Source organism: Nocardia terpenica (genome assembly GCF_013186535.1).
Lineage (GTDB): Bacteria > Actinomycetota > Actinomycetes > Mycobacteriales > Mycobacteriaceae > Nocardia > Nocardia terpenica.
Genome location: NZ_JABMCZ010000005.1, coordinates 1,433,599 through 1,456,692, shown reverse-complemented (window position 1 = coordinate 1,456,692; position 23,094 = coordinate 1,433,599). Strand labels below are relative to the sequence as shown.

Genomic DNA, 23,094 nt, shown 5'->3' with positions numbered 1-23,094 from the left:
CCGAAATGCGAAGTCCTGCCGAAATTTTTGTCGCACCCGATCCGCCGTTGCCCGCCGGTCGCCACGCGGCCGGGATACGCCCATCCGGGTGTATTCGGCAGGGAGACCGGCGGTTTCGGGACGTGGCACCCCGACGCCGCGTACCGCTCGGTCCGGCCTGTGCGCGGTCGGGCCGTCATGCCGGAGCCGCCGTATCGGGCGTGCCGACCGCGGCCGGGATGAGCACGCCCGCCGGATCCGGCAGGCGCACACCGACGGCCGAGCCGACCGCGGCCTCCACGTGGCCGGGCACATCGGCGACCAGTTCCACCGGCAGCCCGTTCACGTCGAGGTGCAGGCGGGTCGATGCGCCGCGCCATACGGTCGAGACCACGGTGGCGAGCATGGCGTCGTGGTCGGTGATCGCGCCCACGCGGACCGTGTGCGGGCGCACGCACAGCAGGGCGTGCGCGTTCGGGGCCCAATCCAGCTGTCCCACACCGGGTTCGGGGGCCTCGGCGCGCAGTGTGCGTTCGCCGACGGTGACCAGCGCGGCGCGGCCGGAGACGCGTTCGACCGTGCCGGGCAGCAGGTTCGCGCCGCCCAGGAAGGCGGCGGTGAACGAGCTCGGCGGGCGCTGCCACAGGTTGGCGGCGGTGTCGATGTCGACCAGGCGGGCATCGCGCATGACCGCGATCCGGTCGGCCAGCGCCAGCGCCTCGTCCTGGTCGTGGGTGACATACAGCATCGCGGTGTCCGGCAACGCCTTTCGCAGCTGCTGCAACTCGGTGAGCATGGATTGGCGCAGCTGGGCGTCCAGCGCCGCCAGCGGCTCGTCCAGCAGCAGCACCTTCGGCCGGATGGCCAGGGCACGGGCGATCGCCACCCGCTGCTGCTGCCCGCCGGACAGCTCGCGCGGCAGCCGCTTCGCGTATCCGCCCATGCCGACCATCTCCAGCGCCTCGGTGACCCGGGCGCCGATCTCACCGCGCGGCACGCGCTGCGCCTTGAGCCCGAACGCCACATTGTCGGCCACCCGCATATGCGGGAACAGCGCGTAGGACTGCACGACCACGCCGATTCCGCGCTTGGCGGGCGGCAGGTCGGTGACGTCGCGCCCGGCCAGCCGGACCGCGCCCGAGGTGGGGCGGACGAATCCGGCCAGCGCCTCGAGCGCGGTCGACTTGCCGGAACCGCTGGGCCCCAGCAGCGCAACGGTTTCCCCGGCGGCGACCCGCAGCGTGAAATCGGCCAGCGCGACAGTGGTCCGGCGGCCCCGGCCGTAGGTCACGCCGATCCGGTCGAAAACTATCGCGGGCTCGTCGTCGGCGGTGCGGGCAACGGCCGGGGCGCCGGAGGTCGTCGATGCGAACATGCTCAGCTTCCGGTCACCTTCTGATAGGCGGCGACATCGCCGTCCAGGTCGGCCAGCACGGCGTTCCAGTCCGGGTTCACGACCGTCACGTCCTTCAGATACGCGGCGGGGGACAGGCCGCCGGTCGCGGCGGGCGCGTCCTTCAGGTCCTTGCGGACCGGGACCGCCATGGCGTCGGGACCCAGCGTCCGCTGCACGTCGGCGGTGAGCAGGAAGCTCATCAGCTTGGCGGCCGAATCCCGGTGCGGCGCACCCTTGGCCAGGCCCATCATGTACGGCAGCGCGACGGTGCTGCGCTTGCCGTCGGCGGTGGCGGGGAAGAACAGGGTGAACTTCGAGCCCTTGTCCTTGATCTCGGCCAGGTTCATCTGCACGTCGCCATTGGCGACCAGCAGCTCGCCCTTGTCGACCTTGGCCTGCAGCTTGCCGGTGGACGAGGACGGGCCGACATTGTTGGCCTGCAGCTTGCCCAGATAGTCCAGCGCGGCGGGCTTGCCGAGCAACTGCTGCAGCAGGATCAGCACCGCGGTGCCGTCCCCGGCCTGGCCGGGCGTCGAATACTGGATCTTGCCCGCGTACTCCGGCTTCAACAGGTCGTCCCAGGTGATCCGGCCGGTGTCCACCGACGGATTCGCGATGAAGGACAGGTAGTTGTCGGCCAGCGCGACGTACTTACCGTTCGGGTCGCGGTCGGTGTCGGCCACCATGCCGGTGTCGATGCCGCTGGCCTGCAGCAGACCCGACGCGGCCGCCTTCTGGATGAACGGGGGCAGGGTCACCACGAGGTCGGCCTGCGGGTTGGACTGCTCCTTGTCCACCCGGTTCACCACCTCGCCGGAGCCCGCCTCGACCACGTTCACCGCAATCCCGGTCTGCTCCTTGAACTTCGCGAACTCGGTCTTGTACCAGTCGCCCATGCCGTCGGCCGAGTACACGGTGACGGTCTGCCCGCCGCCGGACGTGCCGGTGCCGCCGCAGGCCGCGGCGGACAACGCCACGGCGGTGGCGGACGCCAGAATCAGCGCGGTGCGTGCCAGGCGGGGTATCGAAATACGCACGATGACTGCAACTTTCGTGTGGTTTTGTGATCCCGGCGTGCTTTTGGCCGGGATCTCGCGGTAGATCCCGGCCAAAAGCGTGCCGGGATCAGGAGGGTTGTCGTGCCGGGATCGGGAGGGTTGTCGTGCCGGGATCAGGAGGGTTGTAGTGATGACGGATTCCGGGATGACGAGAGGAGAAGGTCGGCGAACTCGACGACCGACGGCACCACGTGGGTCGCCCCGGCCGCCCGCAACTGCTCTTCGGAATGTGCCCCCGTCAGCGTGCCCGCGACGATGCCCGCCCCCGCGGCCAGGCCGCTGGCGATATCGCTGGTCGTATCGCCCAGTACCGCAACGCGATCGACCGCGTCGACGCCCAGGCGCAGCGCGGCGGTGAGCACCAGGTCCGGATACGGGCGCCCGCGCCCGGCCTCGGCGGGGGAGAGGGTGAGGTCGGCGATATCGTTCCAGCCCAGCGCATTCAGCAGCCGGTCCTGGGTGCCGCGGCTGAATCCAGTAGTGAGCGCCACCGCGATCTCGGCCGCGCGCAGCCGCGAGATCGCCTCGGCCGCACCGGGAATCGCGGTGGCCGCGGCCGCGAGCTCGTCGTAGGCGGCTTCGAAGGCGCGATTGGCGAGCCGGGCGCGGTCCTCGTCGCCGAGCAGGGCGCGGAAAACGGTGATCTTGGACTGGCCCATGGTCTCCACCACATAGGCCCGGGCGGCGTCGCGCTCGGGCCCGTCGGCCGGGATGCCCGCCGCGGTCGCCGCCGCGTCGAAGGCGCGCAGCACCAGCCCGCCGTCGGCCACCGTGGTCCCGGCCATGTCCAGCACGGCGAGCTGGATGCGTATGTCGGACAAGAGATTTCCCTTCAGAGGTTGAGCAGGTCGGCGGTCTCGGCGCCCAGGGCGGGGCCGAGGGTCATGCCGCGGCCGCCCGGCCCGGTGATCACCCACACGTTGTCGGCGGCCCGCACGCGGGTGACGATCGCGGCCGGGTCGATGCTCTGGCTGTAGACGCCCGCCCAGCGGCGCACCACCGGCGGCAGCGCGCGGCCCAGCAGTTCCTCGGTGACGGCGGTGAGATGGTCGTAGGGCGCCTCGTCCACGTCGAAGGCGAACGGCTCGTCGTATTCGTGGGTGTCGCCGATGGTCAGGCCGCCGTGCAGGCGCTGCACGCACAGCAGCTGCATCCTGTGCCGCGCGGCCGTGAATGCCTGGGACTCTTCGCGATTCAGCGTGTCCAGGGCGGGACCGGCGAAACCGGGGTAGTAGCGGAAGCTGTCGCCGTCGGCGATCGCGGTGGTGAGCGGCTCGCCCAGCGGCGCGGTCTGCATCATCTGCAGCCGGACGCGGCGAACGGGGATGTCGCCCACCAGTTCCCGGGTCAGGCCGGTGTGCGCGGCGCCCGGGCACACCAGCACCAGATCGGCCTCCCAGCGGCGGCCGCGGTCGTCGAGCACGGTACTGCCGGTGACGGTGCGCGCCTCGGTCCCGGCGTAGAAGCCGTAGCGGCCGGTCGATTCCAGGTAGGCGCGCAGCGCGGGCATGGCCTGCCGCGACTCCACCGCGCCGTCGGTCGAACAGTGCAGTCCGGCAAGGAATTTCCCGCGCAGCGCCGGGTTCACCGCGCGCACCCGCTCGGGGTCGAGCAGTTCGAAGCCGCGTTCGGCGGCGGTGGGTCCGCTCGCGGCGGCCTCCGCGACCGCCAGCTCCGCCTCCGTCCGCACCAGCGTGATCGACCCGGCCGGGCGGAAGCCGACGCCCGGAATCCGGCCGCCGATCTCCTCCCACAGCTGCCGCGACCGCAGCGTGATCGCCAATTCGTCGGCGCTGCGGCCGGATACCCAGACCAGGCCGAAATTGCGGACCGTGGCGCCACGGGCCTCCGTCTCGCGCTCCAGCTGCACGACCTCGTGACCGCGGTCGACCGCGGCCAGGGCGTGCGCGGTGCCGAGGATGCCGCCGCCGATTATGACCAATCGCATGCCAGCATCATGCGCAATGGTCTAGACCGTAGGGTGTTACCCGCGCGAACGATGGGTTAACAATTGGTATAGACCAATTGCGGTACGCTGTCGGCATGGACGCAACGCGGCTGCCCAAGGCGTATCGGGTGCGCACCGAGATCGAGGCGATACTGCACGAACTCGCCGAGGGGGACCCGGTGCCGTCGGAGCGCGAGCTGGCGGCCCGCTTCGCGGTCGCGCGCGAGACCGTGCGGCACGCGTTGCGAGAACTCTTGGTGGAGGGCCGGATTCGCCGCCAGGGCCGGGGCACGGTGGTGTCGCGCCCGAAGCTGGTGCAGCCGCTGTCGCTGCGCTCCTACACCGAGGGCGCGATCAGCCTGGGCCGCAAGCCCGGCCGCCTGGTGGTCGGCTGGACCGACGTCCCCGCCGACGCCGATACCGCCGCGGCACTGGACATCCCGGAGGATACGACGGTCATGCACCTGGAACGCATCCTGCTGGCCGACGGCGAAAAGATCGGCCTGGAAAGCACTTTCCTGCCCCTCGACCGCTTCGGCCACCTCCGCGCCACCTACGACCCCACCACCTCCCTCTACGCCGCCCTCCGCACCGCGGGCGTCGTCTTCGGCTCGGCCCTGGAGCGCATAGAAACAGTCCTGGCCTCCCCCCGCGAGGCGGCCTTGCTCGAATGCACCACCGCCCTCCCGATGATCCTGCTGAACCGCCGCACGGTGGACACCGACGACACCCCACTGGAACGAGTCCGCTCCCTCTACCGAGGCGACCGCATGGCCTTCGAAACCCGCCTCCGGGAATAGTGCTGCGCCATAAGTGATCCCGGCCAAAAGCATGCCGGGATCGTGGAGTGGGTCGTGCCGGGATTGTGGGGTGGGTTGTGCCGGGATTGTGGGGTGGGTTGTGCCGGGGTCGTGGGGTGGGTTGTGCCGGGATTGTGGGGTGGGTTGTGCCGGGGTCGTGGGGTGGGTTGTGCCGGGATCGTGGGGTGGGCGTGCCCGATCATATGGTCCCGGCGTGCTTTTGGCCGGGACCGCCTCAGTGGACCTGGGGTGCCACCTTCTCGCCCAGCAATTCGATGGTGTGCAGGACCTTCTCGTGGGGCAGGGTGCCGACGCTCGGGTGGAGCATGAAGCGGGTGAGGCCGAGGGTGTCGCGGAGGTCGGCGATTTTTTCGGCGACGTGGTCGGGGGTGCCCAGGAAGAGGGAGCCTGCGGGGGAGCGGAGGGCGTCGAACTGGGTGCGGGTCATCGGGTTCCAGCCGCGTTCGCGGCCCAGGCCGGTCATGGCGGCGGCGTAGGGCTCGTAGAAGTCGGCGACCGCCTGCTCGTCGGTGTCGGCGACGTAGCCGTGCGCGTGCACCGCGATGGGCTGCGGCTCGTGGCCGCCCTGCTCGAGCGCGCGGTGGTACAGGTCGACCAGCGGGCGGAAGCGGGCCGGTTCGCCGCCGATGATGGCGATCGCCAGCGGCAGGCCCAGCAGGCCCGCGCGGGCGACGGATTCGGGGCTGCCGCCCACCGCGATCCACACCGGGAGCGGGCGCTCGGTGCGCGGATACACCACGGCATCGGTCAGTGGCGCGCGGAAGCGGCCCGACCAGGTCACCGGCTCGTCCTCGCGCAGGCGCAGCAGTAGCGCCAGCTTCTCGGCGAACAGCTCGTCGTAATCGGCGAGGTCGTAGCCGAACAGCGGGAACGACTCGATGAACGAGCCGCGCCCGGCCATCAGCTCGGCGCGGCCGTCCGACAGCAGGTCCAGCGTCGCGAACTGCTGATACAGCCGGACCGGATCGTCGGAGCTCAGCACGCTCACCGCGCTGGTCAGCCGGATGCGCTCGGTGCGTCCCGCGATGGTGGCCAGCACCATGGCCGGGGCCGAGGCGGCGAAATCGGCGCGATGATGCTCGCCGATGCCGTAGACGTCCAGACCGGCTCGCTCGGCGGCCACCGCCTCCTCGACCACCTCGCGCAGGCGCACTCCCGCGCCGGGCGCGGGGCGATCGCCGACGGCGTGCCGCTCCGCGAAGGTTGTCAGGCCCAGTTCCATTCCGTCACTCCGTTCCGAGGTCGTCACTGTCGCTAGGCTAAACGGACCGTGGTCCGGATAAATTCCGGAGGGTCCGGCGCGGCGGTCGGCGCGTCGGATGTTGCGTCTACTCTTGTGTGCATGTCAGTCCGCACCCGCAAGCCGCTCGTTCCCGGTATCCAGTCGCCGATTCGGGAGGTGCCGCACACGATCGAGCGGCCCGAGTACGCGTGGAAGAAGACCGTCAACGAGGGCCGCGAGCCGTGGGTGCAGACGCCCGAGACCATCGAGCGGATGCGCCTCGCGGGCAAGCTCGCCGCGCAGGCGCTCGACGAGGCGGGCAAGGCGGTCGCGCCCGGCGTCACCACCGACGAGCTGGACCGCATCGTGCACGAGTACCTGTGCGACCACGGCGCGTACCCGTCGACGCTGGGCTACAAGGGATTTCCCAAGTCCTGCTGCACCTCGCTGAACGAGGTCATCTGCCACGGCATCCCGGACTCGACGGTGATCGAGGACGGCGACATCGTCAATATCGATGTCACCGCCTACATCGACGGCGTGCACGGCGACACCAACCGGACCTTCCTCGCGGGCGACGTGAGCGAGGAGGCGCGCCTGCTGGTCGAGCGGACCGAGGAGGCCACCATGCGGGCCATCAAGGCGGTGCGGCCGGGCCGGGCGCTCAATGTGATCGGGCGCGTCATCGAGTCCTACGCCAACCGCTTCGGCTACGGCGTGGTGCGCGACTTCACCGGCCACGGCGTCGGCCCCACCTTCCACAGCGGCCTGGTCATCCTGCACTACGACCAGCCCGCCATCGACTCGGTCATCGAGCCCGGCATGACCTTCACCATCGAGCCCATGATCAACCTGGGCGGCATCGACTACGACATCTGGGACGACGGCTGGACCGTGGTCACCAAGGACCGCCGGTGGACGGCCCAGTTCGAACACACCCTGGTGGTCACCGACGAGGGCGCGGAAATCCTCACCCTCCCGTGAGTCCTTTCACCTTCTCGGTCATGAGTCCCTTCATGATTCCGGCGTGCTTTTGGCCGGAATCCGCCGCGAGATTCCGGCCAAAAGCACGCCGGAATCATGAAGGTCTGGCCGCATGCCGGGCTCGTGATGGTTTGGCCGCGTGCTGGGCTCGTGGAGGTTTGGCTGCGCGCTGGGCTCGTGATGGTTTGGCCGCGTGCTGGGCTCGTGATGGTTTGGCTGCGCGCTGGGCTCGTGATGGTTTGGTCGCGTGCTGGGCTCGTGATGGTTTGGTCGCGTGCCGGGCTCGTGGAGGTTTGGCCGCGCGCTGGGCTCATGATGGTTTGGCCGCGCGTCGGGATCGTGATGGTTTGGCTGCACGCCGGGATCGTGATGGTTTGGCCGCGCGTCGGGATCGTGATGGTCTGGCTGCGTGCTGGGCTCGTGATGGTTTGGCTGCGCGCTGGGATCGTGGAGGTTTGGCTGTGCGCTGGAGTGCGGGGGGCGGACTCGCGTGAAGGGTGCGCTGCTGGTTGCCGGTACGACCTCGGATGCCGGGAAAAGTGTTGTGGTGGCGGGGGTTTGCCGGATGCTGGCGCGGCGGGGGGTGCGGGTGGCGCCGTTCAAGGCGCAGAACATGTCGAACAATTCGGTGGTGACGCTCGACGGTGGGGAGATCGGGCGGGCGCAGGCGTTGCAGGCGCGGGCGTGTGGGCTGGAGCCGAGCGTGCGGTTCAATCCGGTGCTGCTCAAACCGGGCAGCGATCGGCGGTCGCAGCTGGTGGTGCGGGGGCGGGCGGTCGACACCGTGGGCGCGGGGGACTACTTCCGGCATCGGCGGCGGCTGCGGCGGGTGGTGGCCGACGAATTGGCCGCGCTGCGTGCCGAATTCGATGTTGTGGTCTGCGAGGGCGCGGGCTCGCCCGCCGAGATCAACCTGCGCGCAACCGATCTGGCGAACATGGGCCTGGCTCGGGCGGCGGATCTGCCGGTGCTGCTGGTGGGCGACATCGACCGCGGCGGCGTGCTCGCGCACCTGTTCGGCACCGTCGCCATCCTGGAACCCGAAGACCAGCAGCTGATCTCGGGCTTCGTCGTGAACAAGTTCCGCGGCGACGTCGACCTGCTGCGCCCCGGCCTGGACCGGCTCGCCGAGCTCACCGGCCGCCCCACCCTGGGCGTGCTCCCGTACGCCGAGGACCTCTGGATCGACGCCGAGGACTCGCTCGGCACCGTCGCCGACGCGCCCGTCGGCCGCCCCCGGCCCCCGCGCGGGACCGACTGGCTCACCGTCGCCGCGATCCGCCTGCCGCGCATCTCCAACTCCACCGACGTCGAGGCCCTCGCCTGCGAACCCGGCGTCGCCGTGCGCTGGGTGACCGAGCCCTCCCGGCTGGCCGGGGCCGACCTGGTCGTGCTGCCCGGCAGCAAGGCGACGGTGAGCGACCTGGAATGGTTGCGCCGCACCGGAATTGCCGATGCCCTGCGCGCTCGCGCCGCGACGGGCGGGCCCATTCTCGGTATCTGCGGCGGCTATCAGATGCTGGGCCGCCGCATCGCCGACGACGTCGAATCGGGCGCGGGGGAGGTCGACGGCCTCGGCCTGCTGGACCTGGATATCGAATTCGCCGACCCGAAGATCCTGCGGCGCACCACCGGCCGCCGGACGGGTGCAATCCCGGTGAGCGGCTACGAGATCCACCACGGCCGCGTTCGGCGCAGCGGCGATCCGGCCTGGCTCCGACTCCCCGACGGCCGCCCCGAAGGCAGTGTCCGCGAGGCGATCTGGGGCACCCACCTGCACGGCCTCATGGAATCCGATGCCTTCCGCCGCGCCTGGCTGACCGAGGTCGCCTCGCGCGCCGGACGCCGGGATTTCATTGTCGCCGAGGATGTTTCGGTGGCCGCCATCCGGGATGCGCAGCTGGATCTGCTGGCCGATCTGGTCGAGAAGAACCTCGATCTCGACTATCTGGAACGTTTGATCGTCGAGGGGGCTCCGCAGGGTTTGCCTACTCTCACCGTCGGTATCTGATCTGTCCGCGTGGTTCCCGGCCAAAAGCATGCCGGGAACATGGAGTGAGCGTGTCCGGAGCATAGGGGGAGTGTGCCGGGATGACGGGATACACAGCTGAGTGGCGCGGGCAGTGGCCCGCCCGAATCGTGGTCAGCAACACGCGGTCGGGGGCGGCGGGGGCGGGTAGCGTGGGGCGGCATGGAAACTCGACGGATCGCGGTCGGTGACCGCACCTGGACCGTGCGAGTCGGTGGGCCGCAGTCCCGGCACACCGTGCTGCTGCTCCCCGACGCGGGCGACCCGGCCGACGTCTACGACCGGGTCAGTGCCCGGTTGCACAACTCCGATCTGCGCACCATCGCGGTCGAGTCCGTCGACGAGCTGGACGCGCCGACGGTGTACGCCCTGCTGGACGAGCTGGGGGTGCCCTGGGCCAACCTGGTCGGCTCCGGCGCGGGCGCCGACCTGGCCTGGCAGCTGTGCGCACGCGGATTCGGCCGCTTCATCGGCCTGGTCGCGGTCGGCAGCGGACACCCCGCCGCGCCCGGCCCGGACGGCACCGTCGCCGACCCCGGCTGCCCGGCCGTGGAGATCCCCACCACCGTCGTGGCCACCAAGCGCCTGCCGCGCGCGGTGGCCGACGCCTCCGGCCGCCACGTCTACGGCGAGTTCCGCATCACCACCGTGGAATCCGCCGCCCCGGCCACCGAGGCCGACCACGAACTCGCCACCGAGATCGTGCTCCGCAGCGGCCAATGGTGAGCGCGTTACTGCGAGCCGAAACCTAGTCCGCCGCAGCGCCGTTCGATCGGAAATCGGCCAACCAGTCCAGCCACGCATCGAATTCGGCGAACGCCCGGGCGCGCACCCGCTCCGAGGACAGGAAGACATCGTGGCGGGCGCCCTCGATCGGCACGATGTTCGTGCGATCGCCGAGACAGCCCGACCAGCGCTGAATCTGGCGCACGTCCAGCACCACGTCGGAGACGTCGGCGGCCGGGCCGTATCGGCGCATGAACTTGGTCACCTTCGAGCGCAGGATCAGCGCGGGCACACCGACATCGAGCCCGCGATGCAGCTGCGCGTGGCCGCGGCGGATCGCCCGCAGCCAGCCGAAGTGAACCGGGAATCCGGTCAGCGGCTTCCAGTCCAGGTTGTAGTCCCACTCGCCCGCCGCGCTGTGATGCAGGCTGTCGCCGTAGGTGGTCAGCTCGCTGCCCGGGAGCTTCGCCATCGCCCGCAATCGGCCCAGGCCGTGGATCAGCGGCGTGCCGACGGTGCGGTAGTACGAGGGCCCCTGCAGATCGAACCACGGGCTGTTCAGCGCCAGCCCGATGATGCCCTGCGCCGCAACGCCTCCCGCGCGCTGTAACCGGTCCAGCCACAGCGAGGCGACCAGCCCGCCGGTGGAGTGCGCCAGGACCAGCACCGGCAGCCCGGTCTCCTCGCGGACGATGCGCAGCGCGTGGTTCAGCTCGGCGTCGTAGAGGGCCAGCTCGGTCACGTAGTGCGCGGTCTGTCCCTCTCGTCGGGATCGCCCGCATTTGCGCAGGTCCAAGGCGTAAAATCGGAACCCGCGGGCGGCCATGTGCTCGGCCAGGTGCCGCTGGAAGAAGTAGTCGGTGAATCCGTGCAGGTAGAGCACCGCGCCGGTGGTCGTCTCGGCCGCCGGATCGGCGGGAGTGTGGCGGATGAGGGTGGCCTCGACGGTGCCCTCGCCGTCGGGGTCGGTGCCCAGCGGAATGGTCAGCTGTTCGTAGCCGGTGCCCAGCACATCCGGTTGCCACGCGAGGGCGCGTGACTCGGCAACGGGCGTCTCGTTCGTCACAGGTTCACGATATTCGACCCGCTCAGCGATGGCAGGGCCGAGACGGATAGGTCACATCCGGGTTCGACGTTTTCGGAAACGGGCATGGTGAGGGGCACAATCAAGTTGAAGTGAACGGCGGGTAACCTCGTTCCCGCAACACAAATGGCCAGGTTGGTCCGCCCGGTGGCGGCCGCGCAGGACAAGGAAGTCGATCTACCAGTGCCGAACGCTGCGATGACTGAAAAGACCGATGTAGTCCTCATCGGTGCCGGCATCATGAGTGCCACTCTCGGCGCACTGCTTCGACAGTTGCAGCCGGACTGGTCCATCACCATGTTCGAGCGCCTGGATGCCGCCGCTCCCGAGAGCAGCGACCCCTGGAACAACGCGGGCACCGGCCATTCCGCCCTCTGCGAGCTGAACTACACCCCGCGCAAGCCCGACGGCTTCGTCGACATCTCCAAGGCGATCGATATCAACGAGCGCTTCCAGGTGTCGCGCCAGTTCTGGGCCCACTCGGTGGAGAACGGCGTCATCGGCGACCCCTCCGACTTCATCAACCCCGTCCCGCACGTCAGCTTCTGCCACGGCGCGGACGGCGTCGACTACCTGCGCAAGCGCCACGAGGCGCTGTCGCGGCACCCGCTGTTCGAGGGCATGCGGTTCATCGACGACGCGGACGAGTTCACCCGCCGCCTGCCGCTGATGGCCCGGGGCCGTGACTTCTCCGACCCGGTCGCGCTGAACTGGACCGACAGCGGCACCGACATCGACTTCGGCTCGCTCACCCGGCAGCTGCTGGCCTACCTGGGCTCCGCGGGCGTGCAGATCGGCTTCGGCAACGAGGTCCGCAACCTGTCCAAGCAGTCCGACGGCAGCTGGAACGTGCGGGTGCGCAATGTCCGCACCCGCGAAACCCGCACGGTGAACGCGAAATTCGTGTTCGTCGGCGCGGGTGGCTATGCGCTGCCACTGCTGCAGAAGGCGGGCATCAAGGAGATGAGCGGCATCGGCGGCTTCCCGGTGAGCGGCCTGTTCCTGCGCTGCACCAACCCGGAGCTGATCCGCCGCCACGAGGCCAAGGTGTACGGCCGGGCCGCGGTGGGCGCGCCGCCGATGTCGGTGCCGCACTTGGACACTCGCGTCATCCACGGCAATCGCGGCCTGCTGTTCGGCCCGTACGCCGGGTGGACGCCGAAGTTCCTCAAGGACGGCAAGAACTCCGATCTGTTCCGGTCGGTCAAGCCGAACAATATCTTCTCCATGCTCGGCGTCGGCGTCACCGAGATGAGCCTGACCAAATACCTCGTCTCCGAGCTGCTGAAGTCCCCGGCGGGGCGGGTGGCCTCGCTGGAGGAGTTCGTCCCGCGCGCCGACGGGCACGACTGGGAACTGATCACCGCCGGACAGCGCGTGCAGGTGATCCGCCGCAAGGGCGCCGGCGGCGTGCTGGAATTCGGTACCGCGGTGATCACCGCCGGCGACGGCACGATCGCGGGCCTGCTCGGCGCCTCGCCGGGCGCGTCCACCTGTGTCAGCGCCATGCTCGACGTGCTACAGAAGTGCTTCCCGCGCGAGTACGCCGACTGGACGCCGAGGCTGAAGGACATGATCCCGTCGCTCGGGGTGAAACTGTCGGAGAATCAGGCGCTGTTCCACGAGGTGTGGGACTGGTCCAGTAAGGCGCTGCGGCTCACCGACAACACGCCGACACGCGCCGGGGTCGCGCAGAACTGATCTATGTGATAGCAAGACGCGATGATGTCAACGGTTGCACTCAAAAGGTCGTGGGCCGCGGATCTCGATACCGCGACCCTGTACAAGCTGTTGAAGTTGCGTGTCGAGGTCTTCGTCGTCGAGCAGAAATGCGCGTATCCGGAGCTGGACGGCCTGGATCTGCTGCCGGAGACCCGACACCTCTGGCTCGACGACGAGGGTGAGATCATCAGCACCCTGCGGCTGCTGGAGGAGCACAAGGACGGCGTGAAGTCCTTCCGCATCGGCCGATTGTGCACCGCCGTCGCCGCCCGCGGCCACGGCTACACCACCCGGCTGCTGCAGGCCGCCCTCGCCGAAACCGGTTCGGCCACCGTCCGTTTGAACGCCCAGACCTACCTGGTCGACATGTACACCAAGCACGGCTTCAAAACCGACGGCGAGGAGTACATCGAAGACGGCATCCCGCACATCCCGATGCGCCGCGGCTGACCCCAACGGTCCCGCAACCGGAAAGCGTTGCGGGACCACGCAATCTCGATCCGGTCGGCGATCGTGCGGGCAGGCCGTGTTCGTCGTAGCCGAGGATCTCGTCGGCGGCGCGACTGTCGATGTGCGGACTGCGGTGCGGCGGGTGACATACCCGCCGCCTAGAGTGGGGGCGTGTCCGATTCCGCAGTTCGTGTGGCGCGTTCGAGCGTCGAGCAGTCCGGCCGTGAGGATGTGGGGTTTCCGTTCTCCGCGGTGGTGGGGCAGGAGCAGTTGCAGCTGGCGTTGATGCTGTGTGCGGTGCATCCGGGGATCGGTGGGGTGCTGGTGCGGGGGGAGAAGGGGACCGCCAAGTCGACGGTGGTGCGGGCGCTGGCGCAACTGTTGCCGCCGGTTGTCGATGAGCGTGGGTCGCGGCCCGCGCGGCTGGTGGAGCTGCCGGTCGGGGCGACCGAGGACCGGGTGGTCGGGTCGCTGGATCTCGAGCGGGTGCTGCGCGACGGGGAGCAGGCGTTCCGGCCCGGTCTGCTGGCCGCCGCGCATCACGGTGTGCTGTATGTCGACGAGGTGAATCTGCTGCACGACCATCTGGTGGACGTGCTGCTCGACGCGGCGGCGATGGGCCGGGTGCACATCGAGCGCGACGGGGTCTCGCATTCGCATCCGGCGCGTTTCGTGCTGGTGGGCACCATGAATCCGGAGGAGGGCGAGCTGCGCCCGCAGCTGCTGGACCGCTTCGGGCTCACCGTCGACGTGCTCGCCTCCCGCGAGGTGGACGTGCGCATGGCGGTGATCCGCCGTCGGCTGGACTACGAGGCCGACCCGGCCGCGTTCGCCGCCGAGTACGCCGCCGCCGATCGCGCGGTGGCCGAGCGCATTCTCGCGGCCCGGGACCGGCTGCCCGAGGTCGCGCTCGACGATACCGAGCTGCGCCGGATCGCCGCGCTGTGCGCCAGTTTCGACGTCGACGGCATGCGCGCCGACCTGGTGGTGGCCCGCACCGCCACCGCCCACGCGGCCTGGCGCGGAAGTTCCTGTGTCACGGCCGAAGACGTGCGCGTGGCCGCGGAACTCGCACTGCCGCACCGCCGTCGCCGCGACCCGTTCGACGAGCCCGGCATCAGCTCCGAACAGCTCGACGAGGCCATGCAGCGGGCGGGCGAGGAGATCGAATCCGCCGCCGAGGCAGGGGAATCGGAGTCGCCGGAGAGCGCCGGAGGGCCGAACGAGACGGGTGATCGTCCCGGCGAGTCGCACGGCGGCCCCGACGGTCGGCAGGACGGCCCCGACGGTGCGCAAGACGAACCCGGCGGTACGCAGGACGATCCCGAAGGGCCGCAGGATGATCCGGACGACCCGGATCGTCCCGATGGTCCCGACGGCCCCGACGATGGCGGCGGCCCCGATTCCCCGAACGGCGGGCCGCGCGGTGGCGCCCGCGAGGGCATGGCGTCGGCCCCGGCGAATTCCGTTGCGCGCCCGCCGCGCTGGGAGATTCCGGGCGTCGGGGAGGGCGCGCCCGGTCGTCGGTCCCGCGCGCGGACCCGGCACGGCCGCGTGGTGCGTTCGACCACCGAGACCGGCACGGGCCTGCATGTGCTCGGCACCGTCTTCGCCGCCGCCCCGCATCAGCACGCCCGCGGCCGCCGGTCCGGGCCGCTGGCGCTGGAGGCGGAGGATCTGCGCGGGGCGTATCGCGAAGGGCGCGAAGGGAATCTGGTGGTGTTCGTGGTGGACGCCTCGGGCTCGATGGCCGCCCGCGATCGGCTCTCGGCGGTCACCGGCGCGGTGGTGGCGCTGCTGCGCGACGCCTACCAGCGCCGCGACAAGGTCGCCGTGATCACCGTGCGGGGCAGCGAGGCCGAACTGGTGCTGCCGCCGACCTCCTCGGTCGACATCGCCGTGCGCCGCCTGTCCGGGCTGCGCACCGGCGGCAAAACCCCACTGGCGCAGGGGTTGTTGAAGGCCCGCGAGATCGTGCACCGCGAGCGGGTGCGCGATCCGCAGCGCCGCGCCATGCTGGTCATGCTCACCGACGGTCGCGCCACCGGCGGCGCCGACCCGGTCCCGCGCGCCCGCGCCGCCGCCCGCCTGCTGGCCCGCGAGGGCGTCGCCGGTGTGGTCGTGGACTGCGAGCGCGGCATGATCCGCCTCGGCCTGGCCGCGGAGCTGGCCCGCGAACTGCGCGCCACCTATCTGCAATTGGCCGAGCTCACCGGCGATTCCGTCGCCGGAGCGGTGCGCGGGGTCCGCCCGGCCGCTTGAGCGGGCCGGTTCGGTTGCGCGGCAGCCCGATCGCTGCCGCTAGGGTTGGGGCAATGGAGAACTTGATCATCAGGGCGGCGCGGCGGTCGGATGTGGCGGCCGTCGTCTCGCTGATGGCGCAGGATGCCATCAGCGATATGGCGCTCGAGGTGGGGCCGCCGCTCCCGGCGCACTATGTGACCGCGTTCGAGACGATCGACGCCGACCCGGGCGAGCTGCTCATGGTCGCCGAACTCGACGGCGCGATCGTCGGCACCTTCCGGATGTCGTTCATGCCGACGCTGCTGTGGCAGGGCGGGCAGATCGCGCAGATCGAATCGGTGCGGGTCGACGCGGACCGGCGCGGGCACGGCATCGGCGCGCACATGATGCGCTGGGCCATCGAGGAGTCGCGGCGGCGCGGCTGCGCCCGGGTCCAGCTCACCACCAACAAGTCCCGCACCGACGCGCACCGGTTCTACGAGCGCCTCGGTTTCAAGGCCACCCACGAGGGCATGAAACTCGCCCTCGCATGACACCATGAGCAGGCCACGAGGGTAAGGAGACGGAAGCGATGCCGAAGGGTGTTCCGGAGACGGTTCCCGACGACGGGCTGACCACGCGGCAGCGGCGGAACCAGCCGGTGCTGGCCGTGCACACCGGTCCCGGCAAGGGGAAGTCCACCGCGGCGTTCGGAATGGCGCTGCGAGCCTGGAACCAGGGCTTCGATGTCGCGGTGTTCCAGTTCGTCAAGAGCGCCAAGTGGAAGGTGGGGGAGGAGGCCGCCTTCCGCACCCTCGGTCGGCTGCACGAGGAGTCCGGCGTCGGCGGCCCGGTCGAGTGGCACAAGATGGGCGAGGGCTGGTCGTGGACCCGCAAGCAGGGCACCGAGGAGGACCACGCCGCGGCGGCCCGGTCCGGCTGGCAGGAGATCGCCCGCCGGTTACGCGCCGAGCGGCATCGCTTCTACGTGCTCGACGAATTCACCTATCCGCTCACATGGGGCTGGATCGAGGTGGACGAGGTGGTCGAGGCGCTGACCGCCCGCCCGGGCAACCAGCACGTGGTGATCACCGGCCGCGACGCCCCGCAGGCCCTGCTCGACGCCGCCGACCTGGTCACCGAGATGACCAAGGTCAAGCACCCGATGGACACCGGCCGCAAGGGCCAGCGGGGCATCGAATGGTGAACCCGCCGTGCGGAGTCCGGGTATGACCGTCCCCGCGGTGGTCATCGCCGCGCCCGCGTCCGGAAGCGGAAAGACCACCCTCGCAACGGGTTTGATCGGTGCGCTGCGGCTGGCCGGGCATCGGGTGGCGCCGTTCAAGGTGGGGCCCGACTACATCGATCCCGGGTATCACGGGCTGGCGGCCGGACGGCCCGGCCGGAATCTGGACCCGGTGCTGGTCGGCGCGCAGCGGGTGGTGCCGCTGTACCGGCACGGTGCCCGCGGCTGCGATATCGCGGTGGTTGAGGGCGTGATGGGGCTGTTCGACGGCCGCATCGACGACAATCACGCCGCGCCCGTCGCGGAAGGGTCGACCGCGCAGGTCGCCGCGCTGCTGGGCGCGCCGGTGGTGCTGGTGGTCGACGCGCGCGGCCACAGCCAGAGCCTGGCCGCGCTGCTGCACGGCTTCGCCACCTTCGACAGCGAGATCCGGCTCGGCGGCGTGATTCTCAACCGGGTCGGCAGCGAACGACACGAGCAGGTGCTGCGCGCCGCCTGCGCCCGCGTCGGCCTCCCGGTCCTCGGCGTTCTCCCGCGTCTGGACGAATTGGCCGTCCCCGCACGGCATCTCGGGCTGATCCCGGCCGTCGAGCACGGCATCGCGGCCAGGTCCGCGGTGGATGCGATGACCGAACTCGTTGCGGCGCATGTGGATCTGGGTGCATTGGTGCGGCTGGCCGGTGCGACCGCCTCCGGTCCGGTATGGGATCCGGCCGATGCCGTTCGTGGTGGCGAAACCGTGGTTGCCGGTCGACCTTCCGATGGGCCGGTGATCGCCCTCGCCGGGGGTGCGGCATTCACCTTCGGTTACGCCGAGCACCGGGAGCTGCTGGAGGCGGCCGGAGCGCGGGTGACGGTCTTCGACCCCCTGCACGATGAATTGCCTTCCGGCGCGGCCGCTCTGGTCCTGCCCGGCGGGTTCCCCGAGGAGCACGCCGCCGACCTGGCCGCCAATACCCGCCTGCTGGACGCGGTCGCCGCCCTCGCCCGCGACGGCATGCCGATCCACGCCGAATGCGCGGGCCTGCTGTATCTGACGCGGTCGCTGGACGGGCACCGCATGGCCGGGGTCGTCGACGCCACCGCCGAATTCGGCCCTCGCCTCACCCTCGGCTATCGAGACGCGGTGGCGCTGGCCGATTCTCCCCTCTGGACCACCGGGGAACGCGTCCGCGGCCACGAATTCCACCGCACCCACCTCACTTCCGCCGCTTCCGACACCCGGGCCTGGGGCTGGCGCGGCCCTACCGGCACGCCCACCCGTGAGGGTGCCGTCCTGCATCGGGTCCACGCCTCCTACCTCCATACCCATCCGGCCGGAAATCCCACGGCCGCAACCCGATTCGTCACCGCCGCCGCCGACTATGCCGCCGTTCGTTACCGTGCGTGAGCCGGCGCACAAGACCGCAGGCCCCGGCCTCGTCCGAACATTCCGTCCACGCGAGATTCGTTCACCCCAGCAGCCACCAGCCAAGCGCATCGGCAGAAGTCCCGCTCGCCATCGCGGCGTGTGTCTGGTTCATGGTCCCGGCGTGTGTCCGGTTCATGATCCCGGCGTGCTTTTGGCCGGGATCTTCTGCAACCGAGTCGATTCCGGCCGCAAGCACGCCGGAGTGACGAGGATGTCATGACTACTATCGGTAGCGGGAGATCGGTGTCATCAGCGATTGGTGAGCTGGTCGTCGGGGTCGGGTGCAGACCCGGCGTGGCGGCGGCGTTGATTGTGGGGGGCGTGCGGGAGATAGTGGGGGAGAAGGAGATTCGGTGCCTGGCGACCATCGATCGGCGGGCCGGGGAGGACGGGATGGTGGCGGCGGCGCGGGAGCTCGGGGTGCCCGTGCTGGGGTTCGCGGCGGCGGAGCTCGCCGAGGTGGAGGTGCCGAGTCCCGGCGAGCGGGTGCGGGCGGCGGTCGGGACGGCCAGTGTGGCCGAGGCGGCGGCGATCTCGGCGGCGGTTCGGATATTCGGGGCGGGGCGGATCGTCGTCCCCAAGACCACCGTGGCGGGGACGACGATCGCGGTGGCGGCGGGCGGTCAGACGCAGGTGCCGCCGAGGTCGACGGCGTAGACCGAGGTGTAACCGGCGACGGGCTGGTAGTCGGGCTGGCCGTCGTAGTAGATCGCGGTGACGACGTGCTGGCCCGCCCGGTCGGGCATCCACGGAATGCTCGCGGCGCCGTCGCGCACCGGCACGGTGCCGACGATATTGCCGCTCATGCCGTTCAGATGGCTGAAGAAGTCGACGGTCCCGTGCGTCACCGGGCTGCCGTCCGGATTCCGCAGGAACACCTGCGCGGTCTGCTGGCACCCGACGGAGGCCGTGTTCGCGAGGCTGAGGGCCGAACCCGCCATCATGACGTCCAGGCTCGGCTCGATCGCCGCGTTCGCCGAGGATGCCGAGACGACCGGCAATGCCAGCCACGCCGCCGCGAGCAGGGCGCCGGCAGCGCCGCGCGAAACTCCGAAACCGCTCATCGTGCCCGCCTTTCACTGTGCCGTCCCGGCCCGGTCGGGCCCGGGTCTTCGATCGCAGGCAGGCTACCCGAGACGTGGGTCACATGGACGCAGGCGCGCGCCAGGACTCCAACACCCGGTCGAGGTCGGCGCGGATCTGCGCACGGGCCTGCTGGCGCGGGGTGCCGTTCATCAGCAGCCGGTCGTAGGCGGTGTCGCGGTGCCGGATCGAGGCGACGACGGCCAGCGTGACCGCTTCGGCCGCAAGCGCTTTGGCGGCCGCGCTGCGCCCGACGCGGCCGCTGCCGCGCAGCGCGGCGTGCTCGGCGATCTCGGCGGAGCGGTCGTCGGGGCAGCGCGGGAACAGTCGCCGGATCTCGGCCGCGAACCGGTCCCGGAACTCGACGTCCTGCTCGTCGCGCCGCACCCGGTCGCGTTCGCGCCGCCGCAGCCGGACCTCCTCGTCGGCCAGGCACAGCCGTTCGGCGCGGGCCAGGGCCGCCTCCTCGACGAGGATGCCCTCCCGCTCGTGCCGCCGACGCCGCGCGTTGTAGCGGACGACGATCGCCGACAGCGTGCTCTCCTTCTTGGCCCGGCGGCTCAGCGCCGCATCGCCCGCGGGCAGGAATTCCAGATGGTCCAGGTCGGCGCAGGTCAGGCAGAGCGGACCCGCGCCGGACATGATCCGATACGGCCCGGTCTCGGTGCATTCGCAGCAGTTCCACGGCTCGGCCGCGGCCACGACGGTCAGATCGGGCGCGCGGTTCTGCCGCTCCACCAGCCGGGCGCGGCGGGCCGGGCTCAGCTCCGGCGACAGCCACTGTGTCCGAAACACCGCGTCCCCACCGTGTTCGACAAAGCGCAGCGCCTGCTGCTCCAGCGTCCCGGACAGGTAGGCCGCCTCGCTCGCAGCGAGCCCGTGTTCACCGGCCCACTCCCGCAACAGATCCGCCGCCTCCCGCATCCGCTCCCCCGACACCGCCGCCACCTGCTCCAGCGAATCCACCCGCCCCTGCCGCCACCGATCCACATCCCGCGCCTTCAACCACCCCAGCCCCGCGAACACATCGATCACACTCACATACTTCTGCCGGGCCACCGCCGCCACCGCAGCCTCACCCACCCGCCGCCGGAGTTTGGACACATCGGCGAACTTACCGGCGCTGGCCCACGGTCCGTGATTCAGGCGTGCTTCCCACAGTCCGTGTTCCCGGCATCCGACAGTCGTGTTCCCGGCGCTTCCGACAGTCCGTGTTCCCGGTGCGTCCCACTGTCCATTTCTCGACGCTTCCAATGTTCGTTCCCCGGTGCTTCCAATGTTCATGTCCCGGCGTGCTTTTGGCCGGGACCTCTCGGAAGATCCCGGCCAAAAGCACGCCGGGATCATGAGTGTCGGCAGGCCGGGCTCGTGGGGCGAAGTCGGCAGGCTGGGATCGTGGGGCGAAGCCTGTTCCCCCTACGGCGCCACAGTGGCCCAGTCGGTGAAGCCGGTGGGGGTGTGGCGGCCCATGGTGGCGTGTTCGAACAGGCCCCAGCCTTCGGCGTCGCCGCAGCGGGCTTGGGCTACGTGGTCGATGACGCCCCAGGGGATGCGGGCGGAGGTTGCGGGGTTGGTGAGGTCGTAGGTGGTGCTGGCGGACCAGTTCTCGCCCTTCCACTGGCCGTGGGTCCAGTCGGGGTCGCCGCCGTAGCCGCAGCCGATGTGCAGGGGGTAGCAGGTGTGCGGGCGGATGTGGATGTCGAGCGGTTTGCCGTCGGGGGTGGTCAGTTCCAGTCGGGCCGACACCGGATGCCTGCTGCCGGAACGGTATTCGATGTGCACGCGCGGCCAGCCGAGCTGTTCGATCCGCCCGTCCGGCCACACCCGCACCGCGTCGTTGAGGGTGCGGAATCCGTCCGGGTTCTCCTGCACGATGACGACGATCGCGAAATCGTCGAAGCGCAGCGGCGCGTACACCCACCAGAATCCGCCCGACGGGTCGGCCGCCGGTCGTCCGGCCGGTTCCGGCTCGCCCACCGGGCGGATGCCCCAGGAGCGGTCGCGGGTGCCGGTCCAGATGTCCGGTGTCACGGCGATATCGGCGCCGTCCACCGCGAGCGTGCCCTCCCACGACCCGACCTGCGCGAAGCGGGAGGCATCGATGATGGGCCGGGACGCGCCGAGGATGACATGCGATTGCTCCTGCACGGCGGGGAAGGCCCCGGTCCAGGTGAGGTCGAAGGCCAGATCGTCGTGCTCGCAGACGATTCGGATGCGCTGCAACGGTTCTCGCACCTCGATGCGATAGCCGCCGACCCGCTGCTCCAGGTCGCGGCGGCGCAGCGCGTCGGAGAACCGCACCGCCCGCAGGGTGTCGCCGCGGCGCACGGCGGCGTAGGCGTCGATCACCCCGAGGTTCGGATAGACGCCCAGCCCGGTGATCAGCAGGGTGCCCCCGGCGCGGTCGTGGGCGTTGAAATAGCTGCGGTCGTAGAAGTTCCGGTCGGTGCTCCCGACCCGCGCCAGCGACAGCGGCGTCTGGTGCAGCGGGTACTCGTCCAGCGGGACGGGGGCATGGGTGGGGGAGAGATCAGCTGTCATGGTCCATTTCCCTTGTCGTTCAATCCCATTGGTAGCGACCGTCGAGCAGTGCCGCCAGGCTCGACCGGTGCATGACGTAGTCGTCGCGATCGGGGGTGTCGGTGTCCTCGCCGAAGTGGATCATCCGGCGCTTGACCCGGGCCATCACGATGCCGTGCCGCAGCGCGGCGTACACGATGTACCAATCCAGGTCGCGCAGTGTGTATCCGGTGTTCTTCTCGTAGTAGGACACCACGTCGTCGCGGCGCAGGAAGTCCTTCAGCCCGGGCTGATCGAAGCGGGTGGCGATGTCCTGGAAGAAGCGGTGGATGAAGATCAGCCACGCCACGTCCAGCTCCCGCGGACACAGCGTCGCCATCTCCCAGTCGAGCACGGCCACCGGCTCGAAGCCCTGATAGATGATATTGCCCGGCCGCGCGTCACCCCAGCAGAGCACATCCGGCCCGGGATCGGACGGCCAGTGCGCCTCCAGCCAGTCGAATGCGCGCTCCAGCAACTGGATTCGGTAACCGTCGGCGGCGAGCGCCCACTCGTAGTAGCGGCGCTGGGCGTCCATATGTCGGCGCAGCGCGGGGCCGTAGCCGGTGGCCAGCGCCGGAAACCGTTCGGCGGGTTCGGGAATGGCGTGCAGCGCGGCGAGGATGTCCACCGTGCGGCGGGTCAGCCGCAGCCGCTCGTCCGGGCTCGCGTCGAACAGCCAGCCGACGAACACGTACGGCGGATTGTCCTCGGGGATACGCCCATCCACCCGGCGCATCACGAAGAACGGTGTGCCGAGCACGGATTCGTCGGTCTCCAGCCAGCACAACTGGGGAACCGGCACGTCGGTGAGCTCGGCGACACCCGCCATCACCGCGTACTGCGTTGGCAGATCGTAGGTTTCGAACACCGGCAGCGCACCCGACTCCGGCGGCATGCGCACCACGTACGCGCCGCTGTCCACCCGGCCGCCCACCGTCCACGACGCCTCGAACAGCACCGACCCGCTCGACATGCCCCCGGCCTGCGGCCGGGTGAGGTTGGTGATCGTCGGCGGGCCGTCGGCGCCGACCTTGGTGCCGAGCCAGCGGGTGAGCCGGTCGGCGAGATCGTCGAGGTCGCGGGCGCTGGTCGTGAGCCGGTACCGATCCCCGGGGTCGCGATCGGGGTCGATCGTCATGATCTGCCCTCC

At 70.4% G+C, this 23,094-nt stretch carries 21 protein-coding genes; 11 read left to right on the top strand and 10 right to left on the bottom strand.

Translation table 11 applies throughout. The features are described from left to right. Window positions 1-175: 175 nt before the first annotated feature. The 4 genes from HPY32_RS42490 to HPY32_RS42475 form a co-directional block, all read right to left on the bottom strand. A complete protein-coding gene (locus HPY32_RS42490; protein WP_067586378.1) occupies window positions 176-1,354 on the bottom strand; it encodes an ABC transporter ATP-binding protein in 1,179 nt (392 codons plus the stop codon). 2 nt (window positions 1,355-1,356) lie between these two features. Next, window positions 1,357-2,406, bottom strand: a complete 1,050-nt coding sequence (locus HPY32_RS42485; RefSeq protein ID WP_067595541.1) for a 2-aminoethylphosphonate ABC transporter substrate-binding protein — start codon at window positions 2,404-2,406, stop codon at window positions 1,357-1,359. Between the two features lie 140 nt (window positions 2,407-2,546). Next, window positions 2,547-3,254 (bottom strand): phosphonatase-like hydrolase, encoded by a 708-nt coding sequence (locus tag HPY32_RS42480; RefSeq protein WP_171983306.1) that lies wholly within the window; start codon window positions 3,252-3,254, stop codon window positions 2,547-2,549. Between the two features lie 11 nt (window positions 3,255-3,265). After that, window positions 3,266-4,381, bottom strand: coding sequence for a TIGR03364 family FAD-dependent oxidoreductase (locus HPY32_RS42475; RefSeq protein ID WP_067586381.1), 1,116 nt, complete (start codon window positions 4,379-4,381; stop codon window positions 3,266-3,268). Between the two features lie 95 nt (window positions 4,382-4,476). Here HPY32_RS42475 and HPY32_RS42470 point away from each other — a divergent pair, with 95 nt between their 5' ends. Further along, window positions 4,477-5,181, top strand: coding sequence for a GntR family transcriptional regulator (locus HPY32_RS42470; RefSeq protein WP_067586383.1), 705 nt, complete (start codon window positions 4,477-4,479; stop codon window positions 5,179-5,181). 235 nt (window positions 5,182-5,416) lie between these two features. Here HPY32_RS42470 and HPY32_RS42465 read toward each other — a convergent pair whose 3' ends face one another. After that, a complete protein-coding gene (locus HPY32_RS42465; protein ID WP_067586385.1) occupies window positions 5,417-6,424 on the bottom strand; it encodes an LLM class flavin-dependent oxidoreductase in 1,008 nt (335 codons plus the stop codon). Between the two features lie 120 nt (window positions 6,425-6,544). On the opposite strand from HPY32_RS42465, the gene map reads away from it, so the two are divergent. The 3 genes from map to HPY32_RS42450 all read left to right on the top strand — a co-directional run bounded on the left by map (window position 6,545) and on the right by HPY32_RS42450 (window position 10,163). After that, window positions 6,545-7,408, top strand: a complete 864-nt coding sequence (gene map / locus HPY32_RS42460) for a type I methionyl aminopeptidase (RefSeq protein ID WP_067586386.1) — start codon at window positions 6,545-6,547, stop codon at window positions 7,406-7,408. A gap of 490 nt (window positions 7,409-7,898) precedes the next feature. Further along, on the top strand, window positions 7,899-9,419 hold the full coding sequence (locus HPY32_RS42455) for a cobyric acid synthase (protein WP_171983305.1): 1,521 nt from the start codon (window positions 7,899-7,901) through the stop codon (window positions 9,417-9,419). A 180-nt stretch (window positions 9,420-9,599) separates the two neighbouring features. Beyond that, window positions 9,600-10,163, top strand: a complete 564-nt coding sequence (locus HPY32_RS42450) for an alpha/beta fold hydrolase (RefSeq protein ID WP_067586392.1) — start codon at window positions 9,600-9,602, stop codon at window positions 10,161-10,163. Between the two features lie 22 nt (window positions 10,164-10,185). On the opposite strand, the gene HPY32_RS42445 is transcribed toward HPY32_RS42450, so the two are convergent. Beyond that, window positions 10,186-11,229, bottom strand: coding sequence for an alpha/beta hydrolase (locus tag HPY32_RS42445; protein WP_067586394.1), 1,044 nt, complete (start codon window positions 11,227-11,229; stop codon window positions 10,186-10,188). Between the two features lie 216 nt (window positions 11,230-11,445). Here HPY32_RS42445 and mqo point away from each other — a divergent pair, with 216 nt between their 5' ends. The 7 genes from mqo (at window position 11,446) to HPY32_RS42410 (ending at window position 18,956) form a co-directional block, all read left to right on the top strand. After that, on the top strand, window positions 11,446-12,948 hold the full coding sequence (gene mqo, locus HPY32_RS42440) for a malate dehydrogenase (quinone) (protein ID WP_067586397.1): 1,503 nt from the start codon (window positions 11,446-11,448) through the stop codon (window positions 12,946-12,948). A gap of 21 nt (window positions 12,949-12,969) precedes the next feature. After that, on the top strand, window positions 12,970-13,419 hold the full coding sequence (locus HPY32_RS42435) for a GNAT family N-acetyltransferase (protein WP_067586399.1): 450 nt from the start codon (window positions 12,970-12,972) through the stop codon (window positions 13,417-13,419). A 285-nt stretch (window positions 13,420-13,704) separates the two neighbouring features. Beyond that, entirely contained in the window at window positions 13,705-15,681 is a 1,977-nt protein-coding gene (locus HPY32_RS42430; protein WP_082871809.1) for a VWA domain-containing protein, read from the top strand. Between the two features lie 53 nt (window positions 15,682-15,734). Next, window positions 15,735-16,196 carry a GNAT family N-acetyltransferase gene (locus HPY32_RS42425; RefSeq protein WP_067586405.1) on the top strand — a complete coding sequence of 154 codons (462 nt, stop codon included), beginning with the start codon at window positions 15,735-15,737 and terminating at the stop codon, window positions 16,194-16,196. Window positions 16,197-16,234: 38 nt separating this feature from the next. Beyond that, window positions 16,235-16,849, top strand: coding sequence for a cob(I)yrinic acid a,c-diamide adenosyltransferase (gene cobO / locus HPY32_RS42420; RefSeq protein ID WP_067586408.1), 615 nt, complete (start codon window positions 16,235-16,237; stop codon window positions 16,847-16,849). Between the two features lie 22 nt (window positions 16,850-16,871). Then, on the top strand, window positions 16,872-18,278 hold the full coding sequence (locus tag HPY32_RS42415) for a cobyrinic acid a,c-diamide synthase CobB (protein ID WP_067586411.1): 1,407 nt from the start codon (window positions 16,872-16,874) through the stop codon (window positions 18,276-18,278). Window positions 18,279-18,542: 264 nt separating this feature from the next. Continuing rightward, a complete protein-coding gene (locus HPY32_RS42410; protein ID WP_309247581.1) occupies window positions 18,543-18,956 on the top strand; it encodes a cobalamin biosynthesis protein in 414 nt (137 codons plus the stop codon). Here the strand turns inward: HPY32_RS42410 and HPY32_RS42405 are convergent. The 4 genes from HPY32_RS42405 to HPY32_RS42390 all read right to left on the bottom strand — a co-directional run bounded on the left by HPY32_RS42405 (window position 18,923) and on the right by HPY32_RS42390 (window position 23,082). Next, window positions 18,923-19,363: a hypothetical protein gene (locus HPY32_RS42405; RefSeq protein ID WP_067586414.1), complete on the bottom strand. Its 441-nt coding sequence runs from the start codon at window positions 19,361-19,363 to the stop codon at window positions 18,923-18,925. The genes HPY32_RS42410 and HPY32_RS42405 overlap by 34 nt on opposite strands. A 79-nt stretch (window positions 19,364-19,442) precedes the next feature. After that, entirely contained in the window at window positions 19,443-20,486 is a 1,044-nt protein-coding gene (locus HPY32_RS46430; protein WP_067586418.1) for a DUF2293 domain-containing protein, read from the bottom strand. A gap of 312 nt (window positions 20,487-20,798) precedes the next feature. Beyond that, window positions 20,799-21,923 carry an Rv3169 family protein gene (locus HPY32_RS42395; RefSeq protein WP_067586421.1) on the bottom strand — a complete coding sequence of 375 codons (1,125 nt, stop codon included), beginning with the start codon at window positions 21,921-21,923 and terminating at the stop codon, window positions 20,799-20,801. Between the two features lie 19 nt (window positions 21,924-21,942). After that, window positions 21,943-23,082, bottom strand: a complete 1,140-nt coding sequence (locus HPY32_RS42390) for a phosphotransferase family protein (RefSeq protein ID WP_067586424.1) — start codon at window positions 23,080-23,082, stop codon at window positions 21,943-21,945. Window positions 23,083-23,094: the final 12 nt, after the last annotated feature.

Bases quoted from the DNA above. Each gene is read 5' to 3' on its own strand.
- HPY32_RS42490 (WP_067586378.1), bottom strand. From the start codon at position 1,354: ATGTTCGCATCGACGACCTCCGGCGCCCCGGCCGTTGCCCGCACCGCC.
- HPY32_RS42475 (WP_067586381.1), bottom strand. From the start codon at position 4,381: ATGCGATTGGTCATAATCGGCGGCGGCATCCTCGGCACCGCGCACGCC.
- HPY32_RS42470 (WP_067586383.1), top strand. From the start codon at position 4,477: ATGGACGCAACGCGGCTGCCCAAGGCGTATCGGGTGCGCACCGAGATC.
- HPY32_RS42465 (WP_067586385.1), bottom strand. From the start codon at position 6,424: ATGGAACTGGGCCTGACAACCTTCGCGGAGCGGCACGCCGTCGGCGAT.
- map (WP_067586386.1), top strand. From the start codon at position 6,545: ATGTCAGTCCGCACCCGCAAGCCGCTCGTTCCCGGTATCCAGTCGCCG.
- HPY32_RS42450 (WP_067586392.1), top strand. From the start codon at position 9,600: ATGGAAACTCGACGGATCGCGGTCGGTGACCGCACCTGGACCGTGCGA.
- mqo (WP_067586397.1), top strand. From the start codon at position 11,446: ATGACTGAAAAGACCGATGTAGTCCTCATCGGTGCCGGCATCATGAGT.
- HPY32_RS42435 (WP_067586399.1), top strand. From the start codon at position 12,970: ATGATGTCAACGGTTGCACTCAAAAGGTCGTGGGCCGCGGATCTCGAT.
- HPY32_RS42430 (WP_082871809.1), top strand. From the start codon at position 13,705: ATGCTGTGTGCGGTGCATCCGGGGATCGGTGGGGTGCTGGTGCGGGGG.
- HPY32_RS42425 (WP_067586405.1), top strand. From the start codon at position 15,735: ATGGAGAACTTGATCATCAGGGCGGCGCGGCGGTCGGATGTGGCGGCC.
- cobO (WP_067586408.1), top strand. From the start codon at position 16,235: ATGCCGAAGGGTGTTCCGGAGACGGTTCCCGACGACGGGCTGACCACG.
- HPY32_RS42415 (WP_067586411.1), top strand. From the start codon at position 16,872: ATGACCGTCCCCGCGGTGGTCATCGCCGCGCCCGCGTCCGGAAGCGGA.
- HPY32_RS42405 (WP_067586414.1), bottom strand. From the start codon at position 19,363: ATGAGCGGTTTCGGAGTTTCGCGCGGCGCTGCCGGCGCCCTGCTCGCG.
- HPY32_RS42395 (WP_067586421.1), bottom strand. From the start codon at position 21,923: ATGACAGCTGATCTCTCCCCCACCCATGCCCCCGTCCCGCTGGACGAG.
- HPY32_RS42390 (WP_067586424.1), bottom strand. From the start codon at position 23,082: ATGACGATCGACCCCGATCGCGACCCCGGGGATCGGTACCGGCTCACG.